Raw genomic sequence first — 22,559 nt, 5'->3', positions numbered from 1 at the left:
GTTGGCCCGATGAGCGACGCGAGAGAGCCGACGCTGGTCGACAAGGCACCGCTGACCGCGGCGCTGATCGAGGAATGGGACAAGATCGGATTCGTGCTCGACGGTCTGTCGCCGGAGCAGTGGTCCCGGCCGTCGCCGCTACCCGGCTGGTCGGTGCACGACGTCGTGTCCCACCTGATCGGCACCGAATCGCTGCTCAGCGGCGTCGAACCGCCGGTCGCCGAGGACGCCGTGCCCGCCGCCGCGCACGTGCAGAACCCGATCGGGTCGTACAACGAGCGCTGGGTGATCGGCCTGCGCGACCGCACCCCGACCGAGATGCTCGCCGCGTTCCGCGAGATCACCATGGCGCGGGCCGAGGCGCTCGACGCCATGACGCAGGACGACTTCGACGCGCCTGCGATGACGCCGGTCGGGCCCGACAGCTACGGCCGCTTCATGCGTACCCGGCTGTTCGACTGCTGGTTCCACGAACACGACATCCGCGACGCGGTCGGCCTGCCCGGCGACGAGGGCGGACCGCGCGGCGAGTACGCGCTCGCCGAGCTCGTCGCGGGACTCGGGTTCGCGGTCGGGAAGAAGGGTCGCGCGCCGCAGGGGTCGTCGGTGACCTTCGACCTCTCCGGCCCGCTCGCCCGCCGGATCCACGTGTCGGTCGACGGTCGCGCGACCGTCGTGCCGTCGCTGGACGGGCCGGCGACCGCGACATTGGGCATGGATTCGCGCCTGTTCACCCGGCTGTGCGGTGGTCGCGTGAATCCGGCCGATCATCTCGGCGAGATCGACTTCAGCGGCGACGAGGAGCTCGGTCGGCGGGTGGCGACCAACCTCCCGTTCACCATCTGATGCGACTGTTCCTGTCCTCCTACCGCTTCGGCGCCGATCCCGGCCGCCTGCTCGAGCTGGTCGGCGAGCCGGGCCGGGCCGCGGTGATCGCGAATGCGGCCGACGCGTGGGGCAGCGCTCGCGACTCGGCGGTGGTCTCGGACCTGGTGCCGCTGCGCCGGCTCGGGTTCGAGCCGGAGGAACTCGACCTGCGCGAGTACGTCGGCCGACCGGACGCGCTGCGCGCCGCGCTGTCGCGGGTGAAGTTGGTGTGGGTGCGCGGCGGCAACACGTTCGTGCTGCGGGCCCAGTTCGCGCGCAGCGGCGCGGACGTCGTGCTCACCGATCTGCTGCGCGCCGACGCCCTGGTCTACGCGGGATACAGCGCGGGCGCGTGCGTGATGTCGCCGAGCCTGCGGGGTCTCGAACTGCTCGACGATCCGGCCGAGGTCGAGCCGACGTGCGGGATTCCGGTGGTGTGGGACGGGCTCGGACTCGTCGACCACGCGATCGTCCCGCACTACCGGTCACCGGGGTACGAGCCGGCGGAGTCGGCGCTGATCGAGGAGGTCGCGGACAACTATCGGCGGTCGGGGACCTCGTTGCGAACGTTGACCGACGACGAGGTGATCGTCGTCGGTCGCGGCCCGTTCGTGTAGTTGCGGAGTCTCGTGTAGCTGCGGGGTCGGGGGTGGGCGCTAGCCGATCCCGACGATGTGCTGTCGTGGCCGCACCGCGGGCAACAGGGCGGTGCGCCGCGCAGCCTTGAGGCGGCGACGGGACACCTCGTCGGCGCCGCCGAGCAGGGCGTCGACGAGCAGTTCGGGATCCCGGTGCCAAGCACCGAGGACGGAGACGAGGGCGTCGTCGGAGAACAGGCCACTGTCGGACAGCGCGATCATCCACTCGTCGGTCTCGCCGCGGCGCACCCGGTCAATGGCGTGGACGTCGACCTCTCCGCCGTCGTACTCGTACGACAGAACGGCGTTGACCAGGTCGTATGTCGGGGATCCTAGAACTCTCATCGTGGTGGTCCCTCCGTCGGATGCGACTTCGCGTACTGCTGTAACACTGTGGCGCTCTCGAGCGATTGGGGACACGCTAACCCCGATTCGTCGCCATGGCGAGGGTGCCGCGCCACGATCCGATAACAGAGTGTCCACTGCGACGGATGTGACGAATGAGGACTCGCATCAGCCGAGCGCGGAGACCGCGGGCACGGCCCCCGTGTGGCGCCCCCGCGATCCCTTGAACCGGCGGCGAGTGACCTCGTCGGTGCCGTCGAGCAGCGCATCGACGAGCAGTTCGGGGTCGAACCGCCACGCCCGCTCGACCTCGGCGACGATCCGCTCGGAGAGCATCCCGGAGGCCGAGATGGACAGCACCCAGTCGTCGACGAATCCGGCGCGGATGTCGTCGATGGTCCCGATATCGACGGTGTCGAGATCCTCGAACTCGTACGCGAGGATGGCTCGAACCATGTCGCCGACGCCGCTGGACAGATCTCTCATTCCGCCACTCCTTCGAAACGGCTCCCGTCCTCCATTCGGAGGACGTTTCGCTCGACCTGTAACGCTGGCACGCCGTCGAGCGATAAGGGGCAATCTATCCGTTGAACGGGGAAGTTTGTATAGCTACGAAATAAACACTTAGTTAACGGAGGCGCTCGTGGCTCCCGCGTGAGCGATCTGACACTGTAAGGTGCGTCACCCGCTCAGCCCGCCGCGCGCGGCGCTCCCACGCCGGGGTCGATCCGTACCGGACCGGCCGCGGACGGGGTGACGTCGAAGTCGAAGATCGCCGTCGGCAGGTACACCGTCGCGCACGAGTTCGGGATGTCCACCACACCCGACAAGCGTCCCTCGATCGGCGCCGCGCCGAGCAACAGGTACGCCTGCTCCGGGCTGTAGCCGAACTTCGTCAGGTAGTCGATCGCGTGCAGGCAGGCCCGCTGGTAGGCCAGGTGCGAGTCGAGGTACCGCTGCTCCCCGTCCAGGGTCACCGAGGTTCCCGAGAAGGCCAGCCACTGCGAGTACTGCGGATCGGTGTTGCCCGGCATGAAGATGGCGTTCTCCGAGACACCGTAGGTCTCCATGCCACCCTTGATCAGGTCCACCCGCAGGTCGACGAAACCGCCCATCTCGATCGCCCCGCAGAAGGTGATCTCGCCGTCCCCCTGCGAGAAGTGCAGATCCCCCACCGACAGGTGACCGCCGTCGACGAACACCGGATAGAACACGCGGGAGCCCTTGGTCAGGTTCTTGATGTCCTGGTTGCCGCCGTTCTCCCGGGGTGGGGCGGTACGGGCCGCCTCGGCGGCGACCCGGTCGAACTCCGCCCCGCTGAGCGTGCCGAGGATCGCGTCGCGTGGTTCCGGCGGCAACGCCAGCGCGGGAACCCGGTCCGGGTCGGTGGCGATCAACGCGCCCTCGCGAGCATTCCAGCGCGACAACAGCTCCGCCGACGGGGCGGTCCCCATCAGGCCGGGGTGCACGATGCCGGTGAACCTCACGTGCGGCACGTGCCGGGAGGTCGCGGTCTGGCCGGAGAAGTCCCAGATCGCCTTGTAGGCGTCGGGGAACTGGTCGGTGAGGAACCCGCCCGCGGTGGACTTGGAGAAGATGCCGGTGTACCCCCAGCCCTGGCCGGCGAGCGGACCCGCGTCCTCTTGCGGGATGGGCCCGATGTCGAGGATGTCCACGATCAGCAGGTCGCCCGGCTGCGCGCCCTCGATCGCGAACGGACCCGACAGGGTGTGCACGGTGGTCAGCGGGGCGTGCAGGATGTCGTCGGCCGAGTCGTCGTTGTGGATGGCGCCGTCGAACCACTCGCGGCAGTGCACCCGGAACTCGTCGCCGGGTTTGACGGTGACCGCGGCCGGGATGTCCGGGTGCCAGCGGTTGTGCCCGACCTTCTCCTGGTCGGTGAACTTCTTCGACGAATCCAACGGGAACAGCAGCTCGGGCATGCGAGTCTCCTTCTCGGACGTGGACTTTCGGGTCGAGGTGACGGCCGGATCTACGGGCGCGGCAACCGACGGTGCAGCGGGTTCGCGCTGATCGGTGTCGGATTGCGGGCGACGCCGGGGCGGGGACCGGTGACCACCGCCGGTTCGCTCGCGGACCGTTTCGTCGCGTCGAGCAGGCACATCGCGGTGGTGGCCCCGTGCGCGAGTCGGGGGCCGGTGATCTGTCGGCGCGCGCCGCTCGCGCAGGTCGGGCAGTCGGCCGCGTCCGGGACGTCGGCCATCGGGAAGGTCCGGTCGAAGGGGCCGCAGGCGGCACACCGGAACTGATAGAGGGGAATGACGACATCCTTTCGCCGGGGCAAGGATCGAAGTCCCTCAGACGCTAACCGACAGGCCGCGACCGTGCGCGTCGACTACGCATACCGGACACGAATCCTCCCCTCGCACAGTCGCACTCACACCGGACGTTGACATCGCCGAACCGGTCGGCCGAAGGTGGGTCATGGACACCACGACCTCCCCCGACCTGCTCCTCGAGACCGCGCTCGCCGAGGCCGTGGCCGGACGCGCGGAGGGCGGCATCCCCGTGGGCGCCGCGCTGTTCGCCGCCGACGGCACCCTTCTCGGCCGCGGACGGAACCGGCGGGTGCAGGACGACGACCCGTCGATGCACGCCGAGACGGCGGCCTTCCGCGCCGCGGGCCGCCAGCGCGACTACCGCTCGACGATCATGGTCACCACCCTCTCGCCGTGCCTGTACTGCAGCGGCCTGGTCCGCCAGTTCAACATCGGCGCACTCGTCGTCGGCGACGCCGTCACCTTCGCCGGCGGCCACGCCTGGCTCGCCCACCACGGGGTCGCGGTGACGGTCCTCGACGACCCGCGCTGCATCGAGATGATGGCCCGCTTCATCGCCGAGCAGCCGGAGCTGTGGAACGAGGACATCGGCATCGCCGAGTAGCCGCGCCACACCCGGGGCCCGAAAGCGTGACGCGTCCGCCCGGTCGGGTACAGACTGAGGTCGACGACCGCGGACAGGACTTGACCACCGAGGGAGTGCGACCATGGCCGATGGCGATCCGCTGATTCCACCGAGCGCGGTCGACGTCGACCTCTCCGCCGTCGCGTCCGGCTGGAACCGCACCATGTCCGACTTCGAGACCGGCATGTGGCGGATGGAGGAGGCGCAGCCGCAGCTGCGCACCCCGATCGTCGCGGTCGACGTCCTGGACCGCTCGCCCGACTGGGGCCGACTGGTCAAGGCGCACGAGTGGGCGTCGCACATCGTGCCGCGGATCCGGATGCGGGCGGTGGAGCCGGCGTTCGGGCTCGGCAATCCGGTGTGGTCGGTGGACCCGGAGTTCGACCTCGACTACCACCTGCGTCGGGTCCGACTGCCCGAGCCCGCCGACTTCGACCACGCGCTGCGGATGTGCCGGCACCTGGCCACCGAGCCGTTCGACAAGGCCCGGCCGCCCTGGACGGCGATGCTCATCGAGGGCCTGCCCGAGGGCCGCGCGGTGTACGTCGTCAAGACCCACCACAGCATGACCGACGGGATGGGCGGCATCGGGTTGATGACGCTGCTGCACAGTCGCCGCGCCGAGCCCACCCCCGACAAGCCGGACCGTCTGCCCGCGCCGCCGGAGCACCTGTCCACCCTCACGGCCATGCGCCAGGACGTGGTCTCGGAGATCCAGAAGACGCCCGGCCGCATCGGCGACCTCGTCGGCGGCGCCGTCCGGGCGGCCGTCGCGACCGCCACCGACCCGGTCGGTGCGGCGACCGAAGTGGTGGGGTACGCGAATTCGTTGCGCCGCATCGTCACCCCACCGCCCGCGACCGGCTCACCGCTGCTGCGCAACCGTGGCCTCGGCCGGTGGTTCGGGGTTCTCGAGGTGGGGCTGCCGGAGCTCAAGTCGGCGGCCCACGTCGCCCGCGGGTCCGTCAACGACGCGTACGTCGCGGCGCTGCTCGGCGGCTTCGCCCGCTACCACGACAAGCTCGGCGTGACGGTGGGCCAGGTCCCGATGGGGATGCCGGTGAACATGCGCCGGGCCTCTGACCCGTCCGGCGGCAACCGGTTCGCGGCCGTGCGTTTCGCCGGACCCGCTACCGAGGCGGACCCGGTGAAGCGGATCGCACGGGTGCGCGCGATCGTCCTCGGGCTGCGCGAGGAACCCGCGCTCGACGCGCTCGATCTCGCCGCCCCGCTGCTGTCGCGGCTGCCCACCTCGCTGCTGGCGAACTGGTACCTCTCCCAGTCGACCGGCCTGGACCTGCAGGCCAGCAACGTCGCCGGGGTTCCGGTCCCGGTGTACCTGGCGGGCGCGCGGATCGAGCGGATGTTCCCGTTCGGCCCGGCGCCGGGCTGCGCGGTGATGGCGACCCTGGTCTCACACGCGGGCACCTGCTGCATCGGCGTCAACCTCGACACGGCCGCGGTCACCAAACCCGCACTCTTCATGGACTGTCTGCAGGAGAGCCTCGACGAGATCGTGGCACTGGGACGAGAGGAAGGGGCGTAGGTCATGAGAGGAGAACGGCGATGACTGCGCACATGGAACGACCGCGGGTCTATCTCACCGAGTCGATGACCGAGACCGAGTCGGGCGTGCTGCGCACCTGGCTCCGCATGCAGGAGGACCCGACCGGCGGCGCCCCGACGACCGTCGCCATCACCGACCAGAGCCTCAGGGACCTGACCCGGCGCGAGGACGACCCGCTGCTCACGCCCGTGCGTGTGGTGTGGCTGCCGCGGTCGTCGGAGGAGTCGAGCTCGCACAGGCTGCGCGAGGCGCTGTCCCCGCGGGACCCGCTGCATCCCGGCCGCGGCGCACAGCGGCGGGTGCTGCGCAGCACCCCGGAGCGCTGCCGGGTGGTCCAGGGCGAACCCGCGCCGCTGAGCGACCTCGAGCGCAGGCTCGCCGACTCCGGCGGCGGGTCCCTGCCGGAGTTCATCCGTCGGCAGGCGGCGCTGGCGTTGGAGCGCGCCGAGCGCGGACTGCTCGGCTCGCAGTACAAGGTGTCCCGGTTCGTGGTGGACGAGATCACCGACACCACCCGCTTCCACACCGGCGTGCGCGAGCTCGCCGAGCGACTGGACATCAGCGTCGCCGAGGTCGACAAACGGTCCCGCGAGGCGCTGGGCGAGCTGGTCGCGACGCAGAGCCGCCGGGCCGTCGCACTGTGGGACCGGTTGGGGCGCTACTTCTCCCGCGCCTACCGACTGGACGTGGACACCTCGCGTTTCGAGGAGCTGCGCGAGCTGAACCGGCAGCACTCGCTGGTGTTCCTGCCCAGTCACCGCTCCTACCTCGACCCGCTGGTGCTGCGGCCCGCCCTGGTCGGGGGCGGTCTGCCGCTCAACCACGTGATGGGCGGGCTCAACGTCAGCTTCTGGCCGATCGGTCCGATCAGCAAGCGCAGTGGCACGGTCTTCATCCGCCGCAAGTTCGGCGACGACGAGGTCTACAAGTGGACCCTGCGCGAGTACATGCGGTACCTGCTGACCAAACGGTTCAACCTCGAGTGGTACATCGAGGGCGGACGCAGCCGCACCGGCAAGCTCCGGCCGCCGCGCTTCGGCCTGCTCACCTACCTGGCCAAGGCCTTCCAGTCCTCGGTGGCCTCCGACGTCTACCTGGTGCCGGTGTCGCTGACCTACGACCAGCTCTACGAGGTCAGCGCGATGGCCGACGAGGCGCACGGCGCGGCCAAGCAGAAGGAGAGCCTGCGCTGGTTGTTCGGGTACGTCCGCGCCCAGGGTCAGCGCAACGGCGTCGCCCACGTCACCATCGGACGGCCACTCTCGCTCGCGGAATCGCTGAGTCAGGAGGAGGATTCACGCCTGGCCATCCAGAAGACGGCGTTCGAGGTATGCCACCGGATCAACGAGGTGACCCCGGTGACGGCCTCCTCGCTGGTGATGCTGGCCTTCCTCGGCATCGAGGACCGCGCCCTGACGATCCCCGAGCTGACCTTCATCCTCACCCCGCTCGTCGCGTACATCAACGCGCGCGAGCTGCCGACCGCGGGTGACGTGGACCTGACCAACCCGCAGGTGATCCGCCGGGCGCTGCGCACCCACCTCGACTCGGGGGTGCTGCGCAGCCACGGCGAGGGCGACGACCGGGTGTTCTACCTGGGCAAGGACCAGCACCTCGTGGCCGCGTTCTACCGCAACACGACCATCCACTTCCTGGTGGTCCGAGCGATCGCGGAACTCGTGCTGCAGGCCGCGGTCGACGAGCGCTTCGCCGACCCGATCGGAGACGGGTGGACCGAGGCCAAACGCATCCGGGACCTGCTCAAGTTCGAGTTCTTCTTCAGTGACCGCAACACCTTCGAGCGGGAGATGCGCACCGAGCTCGACCTGATCGACCCGCGGTGGGAGCTCGACCTCAGCGAACCCCAGCACACGCAGAAGATGCTCACGGGGGCGAAACCGTATCTCGCGCACCGTGTCCTGCAGCCGTTCCTGGAGGCGTACGAGGTGGTGGCCGACCACCTCGTCGACACCCCGGTGGCGGCGAAGTTCGACGAGAAGGCCTTCGTCACCGAGTGCCTGTCCCTGGCCAAGAAGCGTCGACTGCGCCAGCAGATCGCCAGCAGCGAGTCGATCTCCGGCGAGCTGTTCGCCACCGCGCTGAAACTGGCCCGCAACCGCGGGCTGATGACGCCGGCCGAGGGCGAGAGCGGGGCCGACCTCACAGCGCGCCGACTGGCGTTCGCGGAGGAGATCAACACCCTCGTCGGACGGGTCCGGCACATCCGCACCCTCGCCCACGCCCGCCTGAACCAGCTGCAGGAGCACGGTCACCTGCCCCAGGAGCCCGGCTACCTGACCGAGGACCCGGACCGGTGAGCGCCCTCGGGGACCTGCACCGGGCGATCGCGGCGGCCCCGCCCGGCCCCGGCACGCTGGCCGCGTTCGACCTCGACGGCACCCTGATCGCCGGCTACTCCGCGAGCGTGGTGTACCGGGACCGGTTGCGCCGCTTCGACATCAGCCTCGAGGAGTTGCTGCGCACCACGGGCGCCGCGATCGACACCCAGTTCCGCGGCGCCGACGTGGACGGGCTGATGCAGATCGCGGTCCAGGCGCTGGCCGGCCGCCAGGACGACGAACTGCGGGAATGGGGGCAGCGGCTGTTCGTCCAGGAGATCGCGGGGATGATCTACCCCGAGGCCCGCGGCCTGCTCGCCGCGCACCGGCGGGCCGGGCACACCGTGGTGATGGCCACCTCCGCCACGCCCTACCAGGCGCAGTACGTCGCCGCGGACCTCGACATCGCGGACGTGCTGTGCAGCGAGCCGGAGGTCGTGGACGGGATGCTGACCGGTGCACTCGCCGCCCCGCCGCTGTGGGGCCCGGAGAAGGCCAAGGCCCTGGCCGCCTACGCGGAGGCTCGCGGGGCGGACCTCGCCGACGCGTTCGCCTACTCCAATGGCGCCGAGGACGTTCCGATGCTCGAGTCGGTCGGGCGGCCCGTCGCCCTGAACCCCGACCGCGGCCTGACCCGGGTCGCCCGGGAACGGGGCTGGTCGAGCGTGACGCTGCGCAAGCCGCAGCGGGGGGCGACACCGCTGTCGACGGCGCGCACCGCCGCCGCGATCGGGGCACTGATGACCACCGCCGCGGTCGGGGCGTCCGCCGGCCTGCTCACCCGCAACCGTCAGATGGCCGCGAACCTGGTCGGCACCTTCGGCCCGGACGTGGCGCTGACCATCTGCGGGATCACGCTGCAGCTCACCGGGCGCGAGAACGCCTGGAGCGAGCGGCCCGCGGTGTTCATGTTCAACCACCAGTCCTCGCTGGACATGCTGGTGATCGGCAGCGTGATCCGCCGCGACGTGACCGGGGTGGCGAAGAAGGAGGCCGCGCACGACCCGCGGTTCGTCCCGGTCGGAGCGCTGCTGGACGTCGCGTACATCGACCGGTCGGACACCACCAAGGCGAAGGCGGCGCTCGCGCCCGCGGTGGACAAGCTGCGCTCGGGCATCTCGATCGCGATCGCGCCGGAGGGCACCCGCTCCCCCACACCGCGGTTGGGCAGGTTCAAGAAGGGCGGCTTCCACCTGGCCATCCAGGCGGGCGTGCCGATCGTGCCGATCGTCATCCACGACGCCGGCGAGCTGATGTGGCGCAATTCTCTTGTCGCGCATCCGGGGACGGTGCACGTCGAGGTGCTGCCGCCGGTGTCGACCGAGGGCTGGACCGTGGAGAACCTGGACGGGCACGTCGACGAGGTGCGGGCGATGTTCGAGGCCTGCCTGCACGCCGGGCATCGCTGAGCGGGGGTAGGGCATGTCTCCTAATCCCTCTCGGATGCACCTGGCGAGACAATCGTCGTCCGGCAAGGCGGAGGAGAAGCCGATACCGGGGTTGTATCGGCGCCGACGACAACGCCGCAGGGCGGCGATTGGACGCCAGGGGCGCCGAAATGGGGATTGGGAGACATGCCCTAGGTTCGACTCGACGGTCGGGCGGCCGAGAGAGGACGGTGCGACCATGCGCACTCGGAAGGCCGCGTCGGTGCTCACCGCGGCGCTCGCGCTCGTCCTGGCGGGCTGCAGTTCCGGCACCTCGAACGACACGGCGTCGGTGACGGCGGCGCCGCCCGCCGGCTCCGAGACCGCCCCCGCGGGCACCGGAGGCGGCCCCACCGGCGGCGTCGGGCCGGGCGAGAGCAGCGCGCCCACCGCGACCGATCACCCCGCGATCGACCCGAATGCCTGCACAGCAACGGAACTGCGGTTGACCGCGGGCCGGTCCGAGGGCGCGGCCGGGTCGGTGATGATCCCACTGGTGTTCACCAACACGGGCGGTCGCACGTGCACCCTGGACGGCTTCCCGGGGGTCTCCTACGTCACCGGGCAAGGCGGCACCCAGGTCGGCGCCGCCGCGACCCGCGCTGGTGCCGGCAGCGGGCCGGTGCCGTTGGCGCCCGGGGCGAGCGCGACCGCGAACGTGCGGGCCGTGCAGGTACTGAACTACCCGTCGCAACAGTGCGTCCCCGGCGCCGTCGGCGGGCTGCGGGTGTTCCCGCCGAACGCGTACGACTCGCTGTACCTGCCGCACAGCGGGACCGGCTGCACCCAGCCCGGGGTGCATCAGCTCGAGGTGACGGCAGTGGTCCCGGGCTGAGCGCCCGCATCGACGAGAGGTGGCCCGTGGCAGAGAAATTCGCGACCGTGGACGAGTACATCGCGTCCTTCCCCGACGACGTGCGCGCGATCCTCGAGCAGATCCGCGCGCTGCTCCACGCGGTGGTCCCCGGGTCGGGCGAGACGATCAGCTACGACATCCCCACCGTCACACTCGGCGGCAAGTCGTTGGTGTACTTCGCGGGTTGGAAACACCACGTCAGCGTGTACCCGCTGCCCGCAGGCGACCCGGAGTTCGAGCGGGAGTTGGCGCCGTACAAGTCCGGTCCGGGGACGGCCAAGTTCCCACTCGGCAAGCCGATTCCGTACGAGCTGATCGAGCGGATCGCCGCCCTGCTGGCCGCGCAGCGCGGGTGACCGTCTGCCGCGTGGTCGCCGCCGCCTCCCGGCCACCGGATGGCCCTCTGGCGCGCCCGCTCCCAGGCGGCATGATGGAGTCATGACGACGGTTGATCCCGCTGCGCTCGACGACCTGGCCGCAACCCTCCCCGACCGCGCCCTGGTCACGGACCCGGACCTGACGGCCGGCTACCGCCAGGACTGGGCCGCCGACCCGAACGCGGGCACCCCGCTGGCGGTGGTCCGCGCGACCTGCACCGAGGACGTGCAGGCGGTGATGCGGTGGGCCACCGCGCATCACGTTCCCGTGGTCCCGCGCGGCGCCGGGTCGGGATTGTCCGGCGGGTCGTCCGCGGTGGACGGCGGCATCGTGCTCACCACCGAGAAGATGCGGGCCATCACCGTCGACCCGGTCACCCGGGTCGCGGTGGTCCAGCCCGGACTGCTCAACGCGGAGGTCAAGCGCGCCGCCGCCGAGCACGGGCTCTGGTATCCGCCGGATCCGTCGTCGTTCGAGATCTGCTCGATCGGCGGCAACGCGGCGACCAACGCCGGCGGGCTGTGCTGCGTGAAGTACGGCGTCACCACCGACTACGTGCTGGGCCTGCAGGTGGTGCTGGCCGACGGCACCGCGGTGCAGCTGGGCGGCCCGCGACTCAAGGACGTCGCGGGACTGTCGCTGACCAAGTTGTTCGTCGGCAGCGAGGGCACCCTCGGCATCATCACCGAGGTCACGCTGCGGCTGATCCCCGCACAGTCGCCGGCGTCGACCCTCGTCGCGTCGTTCCAGTCGGTGCAGGACGCCGCGGACGCGGTACTCGCGATCACCCGCACGATGCGGCCGGCGATGCTCGAGTTCATGGACCACGCCAGCATCAACGCGGTCGAGGACTCGGTGCGGATGGGCCTGGACCGCAACGCCCGGGCCCTGCTCCTCGCCCAGTCGGACGCACCGGGCGCCGCGGCGGCGCAGGAGATCGCGACGATGGTGGCGGCCTGCGAAAGTCACGGCGCGACAGAGGTGTTCGCCACCGACGATCCGGAGGAGGGCGAGGCGTTCACGGCGGCGCGGCGGGCCGTGTTCCCGGCGGTGCAGGCGCTGGGCAGCCTGCTGCTCGAGGACGTCGGGGTTCCGATGGACGCGCTGCCCCGGCTGATCACCGGTGTCGAGGCCATCGCCGAGGACTGCGACGTGCTGATCTGCGTGGTCGCGCACGCGGGAGACGGCAACACCCATCCGCTGATCGTGTTCGACCCCTCCGATCCCGAAGAGGTGGATCGGGCGCAGCTGGCGTTCGGCCGAGTGATGGACCTGGCCGTCGGGCTGGGCGGGACGATCACCGGCGAGCACGGCGTCGGTCGGCTCAAGCGGGACTGGCTGCCGAATCAGCTGGGCGAGGACGTGATGGAGCTGACCCGGCGGATCAAGACGGCGCTGGACCCGGACGGGATCCTCAATCCCGGCGCGATCCTGAAGTAGCAGTTCAGGCGCCGAGCACCGGCGGCGCGACCTTCGGCAGGCTGCCGACGATCTCGTTGCCGTTGTCGACGTTGACGAGGTAGCCGGGCGTCTTGTGCTCGGTGTCCTCGTCGCCGCGGCCGCGGGCCGCGGCACCGGGCATCATGCCCGCGCCGGGCGCGCCCGGCTTCCCCGCCGCCGCGGTACCCGCCGCTGCACCGGCCCCGGCCGACGCGGGAGCGCCCGCGACGCCGCCGCCGACCGTTCCGCCCGGGCTCCTGCCGCCGACTCCGCCCGACCCCGCCCCTCCGCCGCCTAGACCCGCCGCCGATCGCGCGCCGCCACCGAACCCGGTGCCCGTGCCCGCGCCTGTGCCCCCACCGGCGTGCGATCCCGAGTTGCCGCCCGCGGTCGGTCCGGTGCCCGGCCCGTACCCGCCGGTGAATCCCGTTCCGGATCCGGCACCGTCGGTGGCGGGCGTGGATGCGGGCCTGGTCGAGATGGAAGACGGGTCATGCTGGGCGAGTGGCGAATTCGGGTTCGCTGCGGGCTGCCCCGCGATGGTGGCGCTACCGTCGCCGAGCGGGTTGCTGCCGGTGCCGGTCGTCGTCGTATCGCTGGGTGCGCCCGGCGTGATCGTCGTCGCGGGCTGGTGATCGCCGTGGTTCTCGAGTGGCAGCCAAGCGCCGCCGGAAGTGCCGGCGGGGCCGGCCGGGCCTGCCGACGGCGCCGCCCCTGCACCGCCGCCCGTGCCCGGCTGCGGGACCTGCGACGGGTCGACGTCGTCGACGACGTTCAACGGGGTCGGCAGCACCGGCACGTTCGTGTCGGCCTGCCGCATCACCGGAGTGTAGACGGTCTTCATCACCTGGATGGCCTGCTGGTGCGCCTCGTCCCGCTCGTGCAGCAGGGCCTTGATCAGGCCGACCTGCGGGAGGGCCATGTTGAAGACTGCTCCGAGCACCGAACCCTGCTCGACGGGCGGGAACGTCGCCTTGACCTGCGCGATGCCGGTCGCGGCCTCGGCGACCTTGGTGCCGATCAGCTTGCCGGCGACCGCCAGGTTCTTCGACGCCTCGCTGTACTTCGCGGAGGCCTCGTTCGCCTTGTCTGCGCCGAGCCCCTCCCAGCCGGCGCCGATCAGGGTCGTGATGTCGTGCCGGAAACCGGTGAGCGCCTGCTCGAGCGAGTCCCCGATCTGGGTCCAGCCCTGAGCGCTCGCGCGGATCGGTCCGACCGCCATCTCGTCGACCGCGGCCTTGATCTCGGCGTGCGACATCGAGTCGAAGCTCTCCGGAGCGGTGATCGAGGGCGGGTCGTATGCGCCGCCGAATCGCCCGCGCAGGTCCGACTGGGTGCCGTAGATGTCCGAGCGCTCGGAGTTGCCCGCCGCCTGCTCGTCGCGGACGCGGCTGCGCTCGTTGAGGTCGTAGCCCGACACGATGTCGACGATCTTGTTGCCGGGGTGGTGCGCGAGTTCGCCGACCTCGGCAACCAGATCGCCGAGACCGTCCCTCAGGTCGTCGAGACTCGGAATTCCCATGTCAGTTCCCCCTGTCGGTCAGACCTGCGCCGGACGATTCGATCCCCCGTGCGGCCGCGGTGTCCGTCGCCGCGTACCTGGCCTCGATCTGCTCGAAGACGTGCTGCATCTGCTCGACGGTCCTGATGTGGTCCGCGATTGCCTGGTCGAGCGAGTAGTCACCGCCGATTGCCTTCTTCTCGAATTTCACGGATAGCGCGACGCCGGAAGGAAGTGGACCCAAACCCACGACCTTGTTCAGTCCTTGTACGTCCAGTTGAATGTCCTTCAGGTTCGCGACCAACTCAGCACAGCGTCGAGAGCAGAGCTGGGCCACTCCGCGCTCAAGGTAGAGCTGGCCCGACTCAACCGAATTAGCCAGCTGGACCCAACTCTCAACTGCCTCACCCATCGATCACCCTCCGACACATTTGGCGTCGCGCCAACTATTGCGGCATGTAAGTGACAAGAACGCGGGCCCGGTGCTCTGCAACCACACAGGGATCCTCGGCGACCGGGTCGGTACCGAGATAAGCAACCGCCACCAGCACGGCGCCGCCTTTGGACGCGATTGCAACGTCGCAGTTTCGGCGCGCCTGGTCCGCCAATTCGTGGTACGAAAACGACTGCCTACCAATGATACTGATCGGAACGAAGTCAGTGTTTTTCGGATTGACACGCACATCGTCAAGCGAATGAGTCGTAGCGAACACACTCAAAGCCGAACCTTCACCCTGCCATTTGCAGATGTTCCACCCCGGCTGCTTGACCCCAGCAATGTCGCGCGATTCCGTCGCCGGGTCCACCTCCACCGCCCGCAACGCTTCATCAGGAATGTCGTCACACGGACTGAACACCGGCTCCCCCGCCGCCGCCCCGACCGCATCCGCCTTTCCGTCGGTGGCACCCGACCCGCACCCGGCCAACAGCAGGCCGGCGCCGACGACCCCGATCACGAGCCTCCCCCGCACCCGACACCCCCTCGAGATTCCAGACCGATCCACCTAAACAGACGCAGCGCGCGCCCGCCCCGTTCCCGACGTTTCGATGCCACTGCACGGTCGCGACGCGGCAATCACGTCAGCGGGAAACGAAATATCCCCGCCACCTGCACGTTCACCGGGATCACGCGGCCCTCCAGCCTCACCGGCAACACCCGCCACACCACGCCCGAGTTCGACTCGCCACACCGACGCCGACCGTCCGCGCCGCCTCCGGCAATCTGTCCGAGGTCCGCGCTAGCGTTGTCTTGTCGGCACGTCAAGCAGATCGGCGGTCGACACGTGACGCGAGACATGAGGGGGAATCATGGCCGGGTTCGAAGGGTTCGACACCAGCGTCGAGCGCGCCTGGACCGAGTTCCAGGTGCGGCTGGCCGACATCATCGCCGCCATGCGCGAGGACGACCTGCTCGCGCTGGAGCTCGGCGAGGAGTCGTCGGTCGAGGGTTTCGTGCCGTGCGTGCAGTTCCTGGCCTGGGGAGCCGGCGAGGTGCGCTGCGAGGTGCCGTCGAACGCCTACCTCGACCCGCGACACCGGCTGTCGGTCGACGACGAGGACCGGCTGGTCGAGCTGGGCTGGCACCGGCCCACCCGCCAGCCCGACGACGAGCCGGACGCCGGGTCGCCCGCGTTCTTCGTCGACAAGCCGGCGAACTGGGCCGACCAGCTCGCCGCGATGGCGGTCACGGTGTTCCGGGAGACGTGGAGCGTGCCGCACCCGAGCTTCCTGCGGGTCGAGGCGGTCGGGACCATCGAGGCGATGGCGATCGAACCCGCCGAACTCGACGACGAGGACGTGTTCGAACTGGACCTGAGCGCGGCCGTAGTGCCGCGCGACGAGGAACACCTCTACGAGCTCGTCGCGCTGACCCTGGCGCGACTGTTCGACGAGCCGCCCGGCGACGACGGCCACAGCGACTTCCTGCTCGCGCTCGGCCGGGTGGTCGGGTTCGTCGGCCCGCACCTCGACGGCGGCGAGGTGCAGGTGCGGGTGCCGCTCGTCTGCGACGTCAGCGACCGGACCCGGGCGAGCGAACTGATCTCCGACCTGAACCGCCGGTGGCCGCACCTGAAGTTCACCCTGTCCACCGACCGGGTGGAGGCGTGGGCGTCGGTGCTCGCGAATCCGTATGTCCCGCAGCACCTGATCGACATGCTCGAGCAGCTCTTCGCGTTCGCTCGGACCATCGACGACGCGTTCGCGGACCGGTTCGGCGGGCGCCTCGAAGGTGCCGCCGAGCCGGACCCGGCGCCGATGGAGGTCGACCACGGCGAGCTGACCACCCCGCCGACGACGAAACCGGTACGCCAGATGGAGCTGTTCACCGACCCCGGTGAACAGACCCTCTTCGACGAGCCGAACTGACCGACCCCGCTCACCCGCCACCGCGGGGAGCACGGACAAGGAACACATGCGCACCCGGAAGAAGCCCGACAACGTCGAGGCACTGGTCAACGAGCTCTACAACCAGCACGAACGCGCGTGGGCCGCGGCGCTGGTCACCACCCAGACGTTCCTCGAGACGCTCGCCGACGACGTCCTCGAGGACCTGGACCGCGACCGGCTGAACGCGAGGACCGCACGGATCAAGGATCGTCAGCGCACCGCCGACAAGATCCGCCGTCAGGTCGCCGAGGGAAAGATCAAGCGCCCCACCACACCCGACGACATCTCGGCGTCGCTGCACGACCTGATCGGCATCAAGGTGTTGTGCAAGACGCCGCGGGACCTCGCCGCGTTCACCGTGAAGCTGAACGAGGCCTGCACCTCGCCGGCCTGCTCGGTGCGTCTGGCGGTGCCACCCAACGACTACGTCACCCGCCCGAAGGACAGCGGCTACCGGGCGTACCACGCGATCCTGCTGGTCAAGGTCGCCACCCACGAGGGCGACCTGGGCGTCAAGGTCGAGGTGCAGGTGAAGACGCTGCTGCAGGACGCGTGGGGCGAGCTCACCCACGAGGACATGTACAAGCCGGGTAAGGCCTTGAAGCCGAACGACTTCCACCGCGACGTGGCCCGGAAGATGGCCGAGCTCCTGGACAGCGTGGACACCATGGCCGACCTGCTCGCCGCCGAACTCGACCGGCAGACCGCGCAACTCGACGCCGGCCCCGACGGCACGCCGGCGAACGGATCGGACGAGCCGACGGTCTACGCGCGAATCACCCGCACCGGCCCGCGGTACGCCCTCGCCGTCGGCGCGGACGGCAGGCAGGGCCTGATCCCCGCGCGTTCGGTCCGCCGGATCGTCGGGTCGAGCGCCCGGATCAACGTCGACGACTACCTCGAGGTCGGCGACACCGTCGACGTCCGGGTCGAGGAGACCGACACCGCGCTGTACTACCACCCGGTCGCGATCGGCTGACCCGACGGCACTCCTACCCGGACTCGACCAGGTCGACGCCGCGCCCGAGGGCCGCCGCTCGCCGGGTGAAGGCGGGGTCGAAGTAGAGGTAGCTGAGCAGATCGCCTCGATCCGCCGCCTCGCCCCCGATCAGCCGGGCCAGCGCCCACAGCGACGGGTCCCGCCCGCATCGCAGGCCGCCGAACTCGTCGCGGAAGACCTCGTCCGCGAGCGCGGCGATGTCACCGGCCCGGTCCGGGGCGGGACCGGCAAACGTGAAGCCGACCCGGTAGGGCTTCCTCGGGTATGGGTGCGCCCGCTTGTTGCGGCGTTCGATCGCGTGCAGATCCTCGATCATGCGGTCGGCGAGCATGGCGCGCAGGGCGAGCGCCGCGGCCCCGAACACGTCCGGTTTCCCGGTGTGGGTGAGTTGGTCGGACGGCAACCCGGTCGGCCAGGTCCGGGGATGCGTCGCGACGACGCCCAACCGGTCCGCACCGAACGCGATGGCGGGCTTGACGGGCGTGTTCAGCAGCAACCCGCCGTCGACGTACCACCCGGCCCAGTCCGCCGGTTCGCGGACGTGCACCGGGCGGAAGAGACCCGGCACGGCGGCGGACGCGCGCACGTGGTCGACCCCGAGTTCCGTCTCCACGTACGTGATGTTGCGGTGCGAGTCGTGCGGCGGGAGGGGCACGGACCGGTGCTTCTCCACGAACACGACCGTCCCACGCGTCGCCACGGACGTCGCGGCCACCGCGACGGCGTCGACCCGTCCCGCGGCGATGTTCTCGTGCAGCCTGTCCCACGGCAGGCGGGTCGACAGCGTGGCGCGCAGCCGCTCGGTGTCCAACAGGCTCGGTAGCCGCACCGGCAGTCCGGCGAGTTGCCCCAGGTAGCGCAGCCCGCTCCCGACGACGCTGTTCACCGGTTCGACGACGTCGTCAAGCTCGATCGAACCCCACAGGTCGACGACGTCCTCGGCCGCATCGGCAAGTCCCCGGTCGGCGAATCCGCCCAGCCCGACCACGTTCAGGGCGCCCGCGCTGGTGCCGACCAGGATCGACGGCGGGGTGCCGTCCTCGTCCATCCGTCCCACCAGCGACGCCATCGCCCCGGCCTCGAACGCACCCCGTGCGCCCGCTCCCGCCACGACAAGCCCGATGCGTTCAGCCACGACCGCCCCCATCGACGTACGCGTGTCTTTCCTCGGCCGACGCTACTCCCCGCAGACCCGACAACATGGGAACGACGACCGGACGTTCGCGAGCACGCGAGCTGCACCGTCCCTCCCACCGACTACCGTCGACCCATGCCGTTCCCCTCCGACCACGACCACACCCTCTCCACCCTGGTGCGAGCGGTCGGGCAGACCACCTACGACCGCGGCGTGCGCTACGCCCGCGCCGGCTCGGTGCTCGAACTGGACTGGATCGCCGCCGAGCGCCGCGCGGTGGGCCTGGTGGACGGCACCGAGTTGTACCGCACCAGCGTGCTGTTCGCCCCGCACACCGACCGGCTCGAGTTCACCCGCGGCGAGTGCAGCTGCCCGGTCCGGCTCAACTGCAAGCACGCGGTCGCGGTGACGGTCGCGCTGCTCGACCAGTCGGACACCGCCGAACCGGCTCCCCCGTCCTGGGAGGACCTGCTCGGCGCGGCGCTCGGCGGCACCGACCGGCCCGCCGGGACGGTCCCGCTCGCGGTGCAGCTGACCCTCACCCCCGGCCCGCGCTCGCAGTTCTGGCGGCTGAGCGCCCGGCTGGCCCGGCCCGGCCGGTCCGGCTGGGCCAACGCGAACATGACGTGGTCGGGCCTGCCGCACATGACCGACGTGCTGCCCGCGCACCGCGAGGTGCTGTCCGAGCTGCACGCCATGCACCAGGCCGCCGGGCGCGCCCGGCGCACCTACGGGTCCGGCGAGAAGGACCTCGACCTGACCACCGTCACCAGCCCGCGACTGTGGACGCTGCTCGACGAGGCCGCCGACGCGGGCGTCGAACTGCTCTACGGCCGCAAGGGCATGGGCGCCCTGCCCACCCCGGCGGGCGCCGAACTCTGCGTGGACGTCGACCAGTCCGGCGGCGACCTCGAGGTCACCCCCACCGTGCGCACGGACGACTCCGAGTTGCCGGTGATCGTGCTCGGCTTCCTGGGCGAGGAGGCGCACGGGGTGCTCTACCTGCGCCCCGGCGACCCGCGCGGCGCCAACCCCGCGGAGTGGCCGTTCCGGATCGCCCGGCTGTCCGGGACGGCGCCGCGGGCGATGCAGGAACTGGTGGTCTGCAGCGCCTCGATCGTGGTGCCGGCGCGGGACGTGGACCGCTTCTCCGCCGAGTACTACCCGCGGCTGCAGCGGTCCGCGACGGTCCGCTCGACCGACGGGTCGTTCACCGCGCCGACCATCGAGGGCCCCACGCTGCTGCTGCACGTCGCCTACGCGGCCGGGCACCGGGTCGCGCTGCACTGGCAGTTCCGGTACGCGGTCGGCGGCGCCGAGCGGGCGGTGGATCTGCGCGCCGGCGACGAGTCCTTCCGCGACGCCGGCCGCGAACGCGCCGTGCTCGCCGGCCTCGACCTGCCGCTGGAGAAGTACCGGCTGCTCGGTCCCGGCGGGACGCTGCTGGCGCGGGTGCACCTCGACGGACTCGACACCGCCCGGGTCACCACCGAACTGCTGCCGCTGCTGGACGCGCGCGGCGACGTCGAGGTCCGCGTCGAGGGCGCCGCCGCCGACTACCGGGACGCCGGCGACAGCGTGCAGATCGGGGTCGGCACCGAGGCCACCGACGACGGCGACTGGTTCGACCTGTCGATCACCGTCCGCGTCGAGGACGCCCCGGTGCCGTTCCGGGACGTGTTCGCCGCGCTCACCGCGGGCCAGTCGCACCTGCTGCTGCCGGACGGGGCGTACCTGTCGCTGGACCGGCCGGAGCTGCAGCGGCTGCGGGAGCTCATCACCGAGGCCCGCGACCTGCACGAGCAGGAGCCGGACCGGTTGCGGCTGAGCCGGTTCCAGGCCGGGATGTGGGAGGAGCTGGCCGCGCTCGGGGTGGTCGAGCGGCAGGCCGCCCGCTGGCGCGAGCAGGTGCAGGGGCTGCTGGACGTGACGACGGTGTCCACCCTCGACGCGCCGGCGTCGCTGCGGGCGACGCTGCGGCCCTACCAGCTCGACGGGTTCCGCTGGCTGGCGTTCCTGTGGACCAACGGGCTCGGCGCCATCCTCGCCGACGACATGGGCCTCGGCAAGACGGTGCAGTCGCTGGCGCTGATCTGCCATGCGCGCCAGCAGAATCCGGCCGACCCGCCGGTGCTCATCGTGGCGCCGACGTCGGTGGTCGCGAACTGGGCGGCGGAGGCGGCGCGGTTCGCCCCGCACCTGAGGGTGGTCGCGGTGTCCGAGACCGGAACCAAACGCGGTGCGGCGCTGTCGGACTCGATCGACGGCGCCGACGTGGTGGTCACCTCCTACACCCTCGCCCGGCTCGACGACGAGGAGTACGCGGCGCACCGGTGGTCGATGCTGCTGCTCGACGAGGCGCAGTTCGTCAAGAACCACCGGTCCAAGGCGTACCAGTGCATGCGGCGGATCGAGGCGCCGACGAAGGTCGCGATCACCGGCACGCCGATGGAGAACAATCTGATGGAGCTGTGGTCGCTGCTGTCGATCGCCGCACCGGGCCTGTTCCCGAACCCCACGAAGTTCGGCGAGTTCTACCGCAAGCCGATCGAGACCGGCGGCGACGCCGAGCTGCTCGCGCGGCTGCGGCGCCGGATCCGGCCGCTGATCCTGCGTCGCACCAAGGAGCAGGTCGCCTCGGACCTGCCCGCGAAGCAGGAGCAGGTGCTCGAGGTGGAGCTGACGCCGCGGCACCGTCAGCTCTACGACACCCAGCTGCAGCGCGAGCGGCAGAAGATCCTCGGGCTGGTCGAGGACGTGGACGCCAACCGGTTCACCATCCTGCAGTCGCTGACCCTGCTGCGCCGGCTGTGCCTGGACGCGGCGCTGGTCGACGAGGCGCACGCGTCGGTCGGGTCGGCGAAGATCGACGCGCTGCTCGAGCAGCTGGCGGACGTGATCGACGGCGGCCACCGGGCGCTGGTGTTCAGCCAGTTCACCGGCTTCCTCGACCGGGTGCGGGCGCGACTCGACGCCGAGGGCGTCGGCTACACCTACCTCGACGGCCGCACCCGGGACCGGGCGAAGGTGTTGGGCGAGTTCAAGTCCGGGGACGCGCCGGTGTTCCTGATCAGTCTCAAGGCCGGCGGGTTCGGCCTGAACCTCACCGAGGCCGACTACTGCTTCCTGCTCGACCCGTGGTGGAACCCGGCGTCCGAGGCGCAGGCCGTGGACCGCACACACCGGATCGGGCAGACCCGCAACGTCATGGTGTACCGGCTGATCGCCAAGGACACCATCGAGGAGAAGGTGCTGGCGCTGCAGGCCCGCAAGTCGGAACTGTTCACGTCCGTGGTGGACGAGGGCGGGGCGTTCAACGCCGGGCTGTCGGCCGAGGACATCCGGGAGCTGCTGGGCTGAATCGGGTCGCCGGAATACGCGGGCACGGCAGGGCGGTTGACCCCTTCAGTGCCCCGTGTACGCCCTCTGGGTAGCGTGCGAGGCGACCACCGACGACGAAGGGACCAGGCCGTGGCGCACACCATCGAGCACAAGCCGGAGCAGAACCGTTTCGAGATCCTCGTCGACGGCACCCTCGCCGGGCACGCCGACTACACGGTGATCGGCGACGTCCGCGACTTCGACCACACCGTCACCGATCCGGCATTCCGTGGTCAGGGCCTGGCGGGCAAGCTCGTCGCCGCCGCCCTGGACGCCACCCGCGCCGACGGCGCGCGGATCGCCACCTCGTGCTCGTACGTGGAGAAGTTCGTCGCGCAGAACGCGGAGTACCAGGACCTCGTCGCCTAGCTT

Annotated in this window: 21 protein-coding genes; 13 read left to right on the top strand and 8 right to left on the bottom strand. The window is 70.7% G+C overall.

Translation table 11 applies throughout. The annotated features are described in order from the left end of the window. Window positions 1–9 precede the first annotated feature (9 nt). Both ACFVH2_RS19340 and ACFVH2_RS19335 read left to right on the top strand, forming a co-directional pair. Complete coding sequence (locus tag ACFVH2_RS19340) at window positions 10–846, top strand: maleylpyruvate isomerase family mycothiol-dependent enzyme (RefSeq protein ID WP_378427193.1); 837 nt, start codon at window positions 10–12, stop codon at window positions 844–846. Further along, window positions 846–1,484 carry a Type 1 glutamine amidotransferase-like domain-containing protein gene (locus ACFVH2_RS19335; RefSeq protein ID WP_378427195.1) on the top strand — a complete coding sequence of 213 codons (639 nt, stop codon included), beginning with the start codon at window positions 846–848 and terminating at the stop codon, window positions 1,482–1,484. The genes ACFVH2_RS19340 and ACFVH2_RS19335 overlap by 1 nt, the downstream gene beginning before the upstream one ends. 39 nt (window positions 1,485–1,523) lie before the next feature. Here the strand turns inward: ACFVH2_RS19335 and ACFVH2_RS19330 are convergent, their stop codons facing one another. The 4 genes from ACFVH2_RS19330 to ACFVH2_RS19315 form a co-directional block, all read right to left on the bottom strand. Beyond that, window positions 1,524–1,850: a hypothetical protein gene (locus ACFVH2_RS19330; RefSeq protein ID WP_378427197.1), complete on the bottom strand. Its 327-nt coding sequence runs from the start codon at window positions 1,848–1,850 to the stop codon at window positions 1,524–1,526. Between the two features lie 168 nt (window positions 1,851–2,018). Beyond that, the gene (locus ACFVH2_RS19325) at window positions 2,019–2,336 is read right to left on the bottom strand and encodes a hypothetical protein (RefSeq protein ID WP_378427199.1); all 318 of its coding nucleotides are present in this window, start codon (window positions 2,334–2,336) and stop codon (window positions 2,019–2,021) included. Between the two features lie 203 nt (window positions 2,337–2,539). After that, entirely contained in the window at window positions 2,540–3,793 is a 1,254-nt protein-coding gene (fmdA, locus tag ACFVH2_RS19320; RefSeq protein ID WP_378427201.1) for a formamidase, read from the bottom strand. A gap of 50 nt (window positions 3,794–3,843) precedes the next feature. Continuing rightward, window positions 3,844–4,155 (bottom strand): FmdB family zinc ribbon protein, encoded by a 312-nt coding sequence (locus ACFVH2_RS19315; RefSeq protein ID WP_378427203.1) that lies wholly within the window; start codon window positions 4,153–4,155, stop codon window positions 3,844–3,846. 140 nt (window positions 4,156–4,295) lie between these two features. On the opposite strand from ACFVH2_RS19315, the gene ACFVH2_RS19310 reads away from it, so the two are divergent. The 7 genes from ACFVH2_RS19310 to ACFVH2_RS19280 all read left to right on the top strand — a co-directional run bounded on the left by ACFVH2_RS19310 (window position 4,296) and on the right by ACFVH2_RS19280 (window position 12,782). Beyond that, the gene (locus ACFVH2_RS19310) at window positions 4,296–4,754 is read left to right on the top strand and encodes a nucleoside deaminase (protein ID WP_378427205.1); all 459 of its coding nucleotides are present in this window, start codon (window positions 4,296–4,298) and stop codon (window positions 4,752–4,754) included. Window positions 4,755–4,857: 103 nt separating this feature from the next. Further along, window positions 4,858–6,321: a wax ester/triacylglycerol synthase domain-containing protein gene (locus ACFVH2_RS19305; protein WP_378427207.1), complete on the top strand. Its 1,464-nt coding sequence runs from the start codon at window positions 4,858–4,860 to the stop codon at window positions 6,319–6,321. 20 nt (window positions 6,322–6,341) lie between these two features. Then, window positions 6,342–8,660 carry a glycerol-3-phosphate 1-O-acyltransferase gene (locus ACFVH2_RS19300; RefSeq protein ID WP_378427209.1) on the top strand — a complete coding sequence of 773 codons (2,319 nt, stop codon included), beginning with the start codon at window positions 6,342–6,344 and terminating at the stop codon, window positions 8,658–8,660. Then, complete coding sequence (locus ACFVH2_RS19295; protein ID WP_378427211.1) at window positions 8,657–10,090, top strand: HAD-IB family hydrolase; 1,434 nt, start codon at window positions 8,657–8,659, stop codon at window positions 10,088–10,090. Before ACFVH2_RS19300 ends, ACFVH2_RS19295 begins: the two co-directional genes overlap by 4 nt. Before the next feature lie 217 nt (window positions 10,091–10,307). Continuing rightward, on the top strand, window positions 10,308–10,943 hold the full coding sequence (locus ACFVH2_RS19290) for a DUF4232 domain-containing protein (protein ID WP_378427213.1): 636 nt from the start codon (window positions 10,308–10,310) through the stop codon (window positions 10,941–10,943). Window positions 10,944–10,969: 26 nt separating this feature from the next. Further along, window positions 10,970–11,320, top strand: a complete 351-nt coding sequence (locus ACFVH2_RS19285) for an iron chaperone (RefSeq protein ID WP_378427215.1) — start codon at window positions 10,970–10,972, stop codon at window positions 11,318–11,320. Between the two features lie 82 nt (window positions 11,321–11,402). Further along, window positions 11,403–12,782: an FAD-binding oxidoreductase gene (locus ACFVH2_RS19280; RefSeq protein WP_378427217.1), complete on the top strand. Its 1,380-nt coding sequence runs from the start codon at window positions 11,403–11,405 to the stop codon at window positions 12,780–12,782. Window positions 12,783–12,786: 4 nt separating this feature from the next. Here ACFVH2_RS19280 and ACFVH2_RS19275 read toward each other — a convergent pair whose 3' ends face one another. From ACFVH2_RS19275 to ACFVH2_RS19265, 3 genes are read right to left on the bottom strand one after another with little or no spacing between them, the layout of a single operon-like run. Then, complete coding sequence (locus tag ACFVH2_RS19275; protein ID WP_378427219.1) at window positions 12,787–14,304, bottom strand: hypothetical protein; 1,518 nt, start codon at window positions 14,302–14,304, stop codon at window positions 12,787–12,789. Between the two features lies 1 nt (window position 14,305). Beyond that, window positions 14,306–14,695 carry a hypothetical protein gene (locus ACFVH2_RS19270; RefSeq protein WP_378427221.1) on the bottom strand — a complete coding sequence of 130 codons (390 nt, stop codon included), beginning with the start codon at window positions 14,693–14,695 and terminating at the stop codon, window positions 14,306–14,308. Between the two features lie 34 nt (window positions 14,696–14,729). After that, a complete protein-coding gene (locus ACFVH2_RS19265; RefSeq protein WP_378427223.1) occupies window positions 14,730–15,239 on the bottom strand; it encodes a DUF3558 domain-containing protein in 510 nt (169 codons plus the stop codon). A 352-nt stretch (window positions 15,240–15,591) separates the two neighbouring features. Here ACFVH2_RS19265 and ACFVH2_RS19260 point away from each other — a divergent pair, with 352 nt between their 5' ends. Together ACFVH2_RS19260 and ACFVH2_RS19255 are read left to right on the top strand one after the other, a co-directional pair. Continuing rightward, window positions 15,592–16,650, top strand: coding sequence for a hypothetical protein (locus ACFVH2_RS19260; RefSeq protein ID WP_378427225.1), 1,059 nt, complete (start codon window positions 15,592–15,594; stop codon window positions 16,648–16,650). A 46-nt stretch (window positions 16,651–16,696) separates the two neighbouring features. Beyond that, the gene (locus tag ACFVH2_RS19255; protein WP_378427227.1) at window positions 16,697–17,650 is read left to right on the top strand and encodes a GTP pyrophosphokinase family protein; all 954 of its coding nucleotides are present in this window, start codon (window positions 16,697–16,699) and stop codon (window positions 17,648–17,650) included. 13 nt (window positions 17,651–17,663) lie between these two features. Here ACFVH2_RS19255 and ACFVH2_RS19250 read toward each other — a convergent pair whose 3' ends face one another. Then, entirely contained in the window at window positions 17,664–18,806 is a 1,143-nt protein-coding gene (locus tag ACFVH2_RS19250; protein WP_378427229.1) for a patatin-like phospholipase family protein, read from the bottom strand. A 135-nt stretch (window positions 18,807–18,941) separates the two neighbouring features. Here ACFVH2_RS19250 and ACFVH2_RS19245 point away from each other — a divergent pair, with 135 nt between their 5' ends. Further along, a complete protein-coding gene (locus ACFVH2_RS19245) occupies window positions 18,942–22,166 on the top strand; it encodes an SNF2-related protein (RefSeq protein ID WP_378427231.1) in 3,225 nt (1,074 codons plus the stop codon). Window positions 22,167–22,277: 111 nt separating this feature from the next. Then, complete coding sequence (locus ACFVH2_RS19240; RefSeq protein WP_378427233.1) at window positions 22,278–22,556, top strand: GNAT family N-acetyltransferase; 279 nt, start codon at window positions 22,278–22,280, stop codon at window positions 22,554–22,556. The last annotated feature ends 3 nt before the right edge of the window (window positions 22,557–22,559 follow it).

The organism is Rhodococcus sp. NPDC127527, from assembly GCF_042672245.1.
Classification (GTDB): Bacteria; Actinomycetota; Actinomycetes; order Mycobacteriales; family Mycobacteriaceae; genus Rhodococcus_G.
The sequence above is the reverse complement of the archived record's forward strand: the minus strand, read 5'-3'. Positions and strand labels throughout refer to the sequence as shown.

Excerpts from the sequence above, each read along its gene's own strand:
- ACFVH2_RS19340 (WP_378427193.1), top strand. The coding sequence starts at position 10 with ATGAGCGACGCGAGAGAGCCGACGCTGGTCGACAAGGCACCGCTGACC.
- ACFVH2_RS19335 (WP_378427195.1), top strand. The coding sequence starts at position 846 with ATGCGACTGTTCCTGTCCTCCTACCGCTTCGGCGCCGATCCCGGCCGC.
- ACFVH2_RS19330 (WP_378427197.1), bottom strand. The coding sequence starts at position 1,850 with ATGAGAGTTCTAGGATCCCCGACATACGACCTGGTCAACGCCGTTCTG.
- ACFVH2_RS19325 (WP_378427199.1), bottom strand. The coding sequence starts at position 2,336 with ATGAGAGATCTGTCCAGCGGCGTCGGCGACATGGTTCGAGCCATCCTC.
- fmdA (WP_378427201.1), bottom strand. The coding sequence starts at position 3,793 with ATGCCCGAGCTGCTGTTCCCGTTGGATTCGTCGAAGAAGTTCACCGAC.
- ACFVH2_RS19310 (WP_378427205.1), top strand. The coding sequence starts at position 4,296 with ATGGACACCACGACCTCCCCCGACCTGCTCCTCGAGACCGCGCTCGCC.
- ACFVH2_RS19305 (WP_378427207.1), top strand. The coding sequence starts at position 4,858 with ATGGCCGATGGCGATCCGCTGATTCCACCGAGCGCGGTCGACGTCGAC.
- ACFVH2_RS19300 (WP_378427209.1), top strand. The coding sequence starts at position 6,342 with ATGACTGCGCACATGGAACGACCGCGGGTCTATCTCACCGAGTCGATG.
- ACFVH2_RS19290 (WP_378427213.1), top strand. The coding sequence starts at position 10,308 with ATGCGCACTCGGAAGGCCGCGTCGGTGCTCACCGCGGCGCTCGCGCTC.
- ACFVH2_RS19280 (WP_378427217.1), top strand. The coding sequence starts at position 11,403 with ATGACGACGGTTGATCCCGCTGCGCTCGACGACCTGGCCGCAACCCTC.
- ACFVH2_RS19275 (WP_378427219.1), bottom strand. The coding sequence starts at position 14,304 with ATGGGAATTCCGAGTCTCGACGACCTGAGGGACGGTCTCGGCGATCTG.
- ACFVH2_RS19270 (WP_378427221.1), bottom strand. The coding sequence starts at position 14,695 with ATGGGTGAGGCAGTTGAGAGTTGGGTCCAGCTGGCTAATTCGGTTGAG.
- ACFVH2_RS19260 (WP_378427225.1), top strand. The coding sequence starts at position 15,592 with ATGGCCGGGTTCGAAGGGTTCGACACCAGCGTCGAGCGCGCCTGGACC.
- ACFVH2_RS19255 (WP_378427227.1), top strand. The coding sequence starts at position 16,697 with ATGCGCACCCGGAAGAAGCCCGACAACGTCGAGGCACTGGTCAACGAG.
- ACFVH2_RS19245 (WP_378427231.1), top strand. The coding sequence starts at position 18,942 with ATGCCGTTCCCCTCCGACCACGACCACACCCTCTCCACCCTGGTGCGA.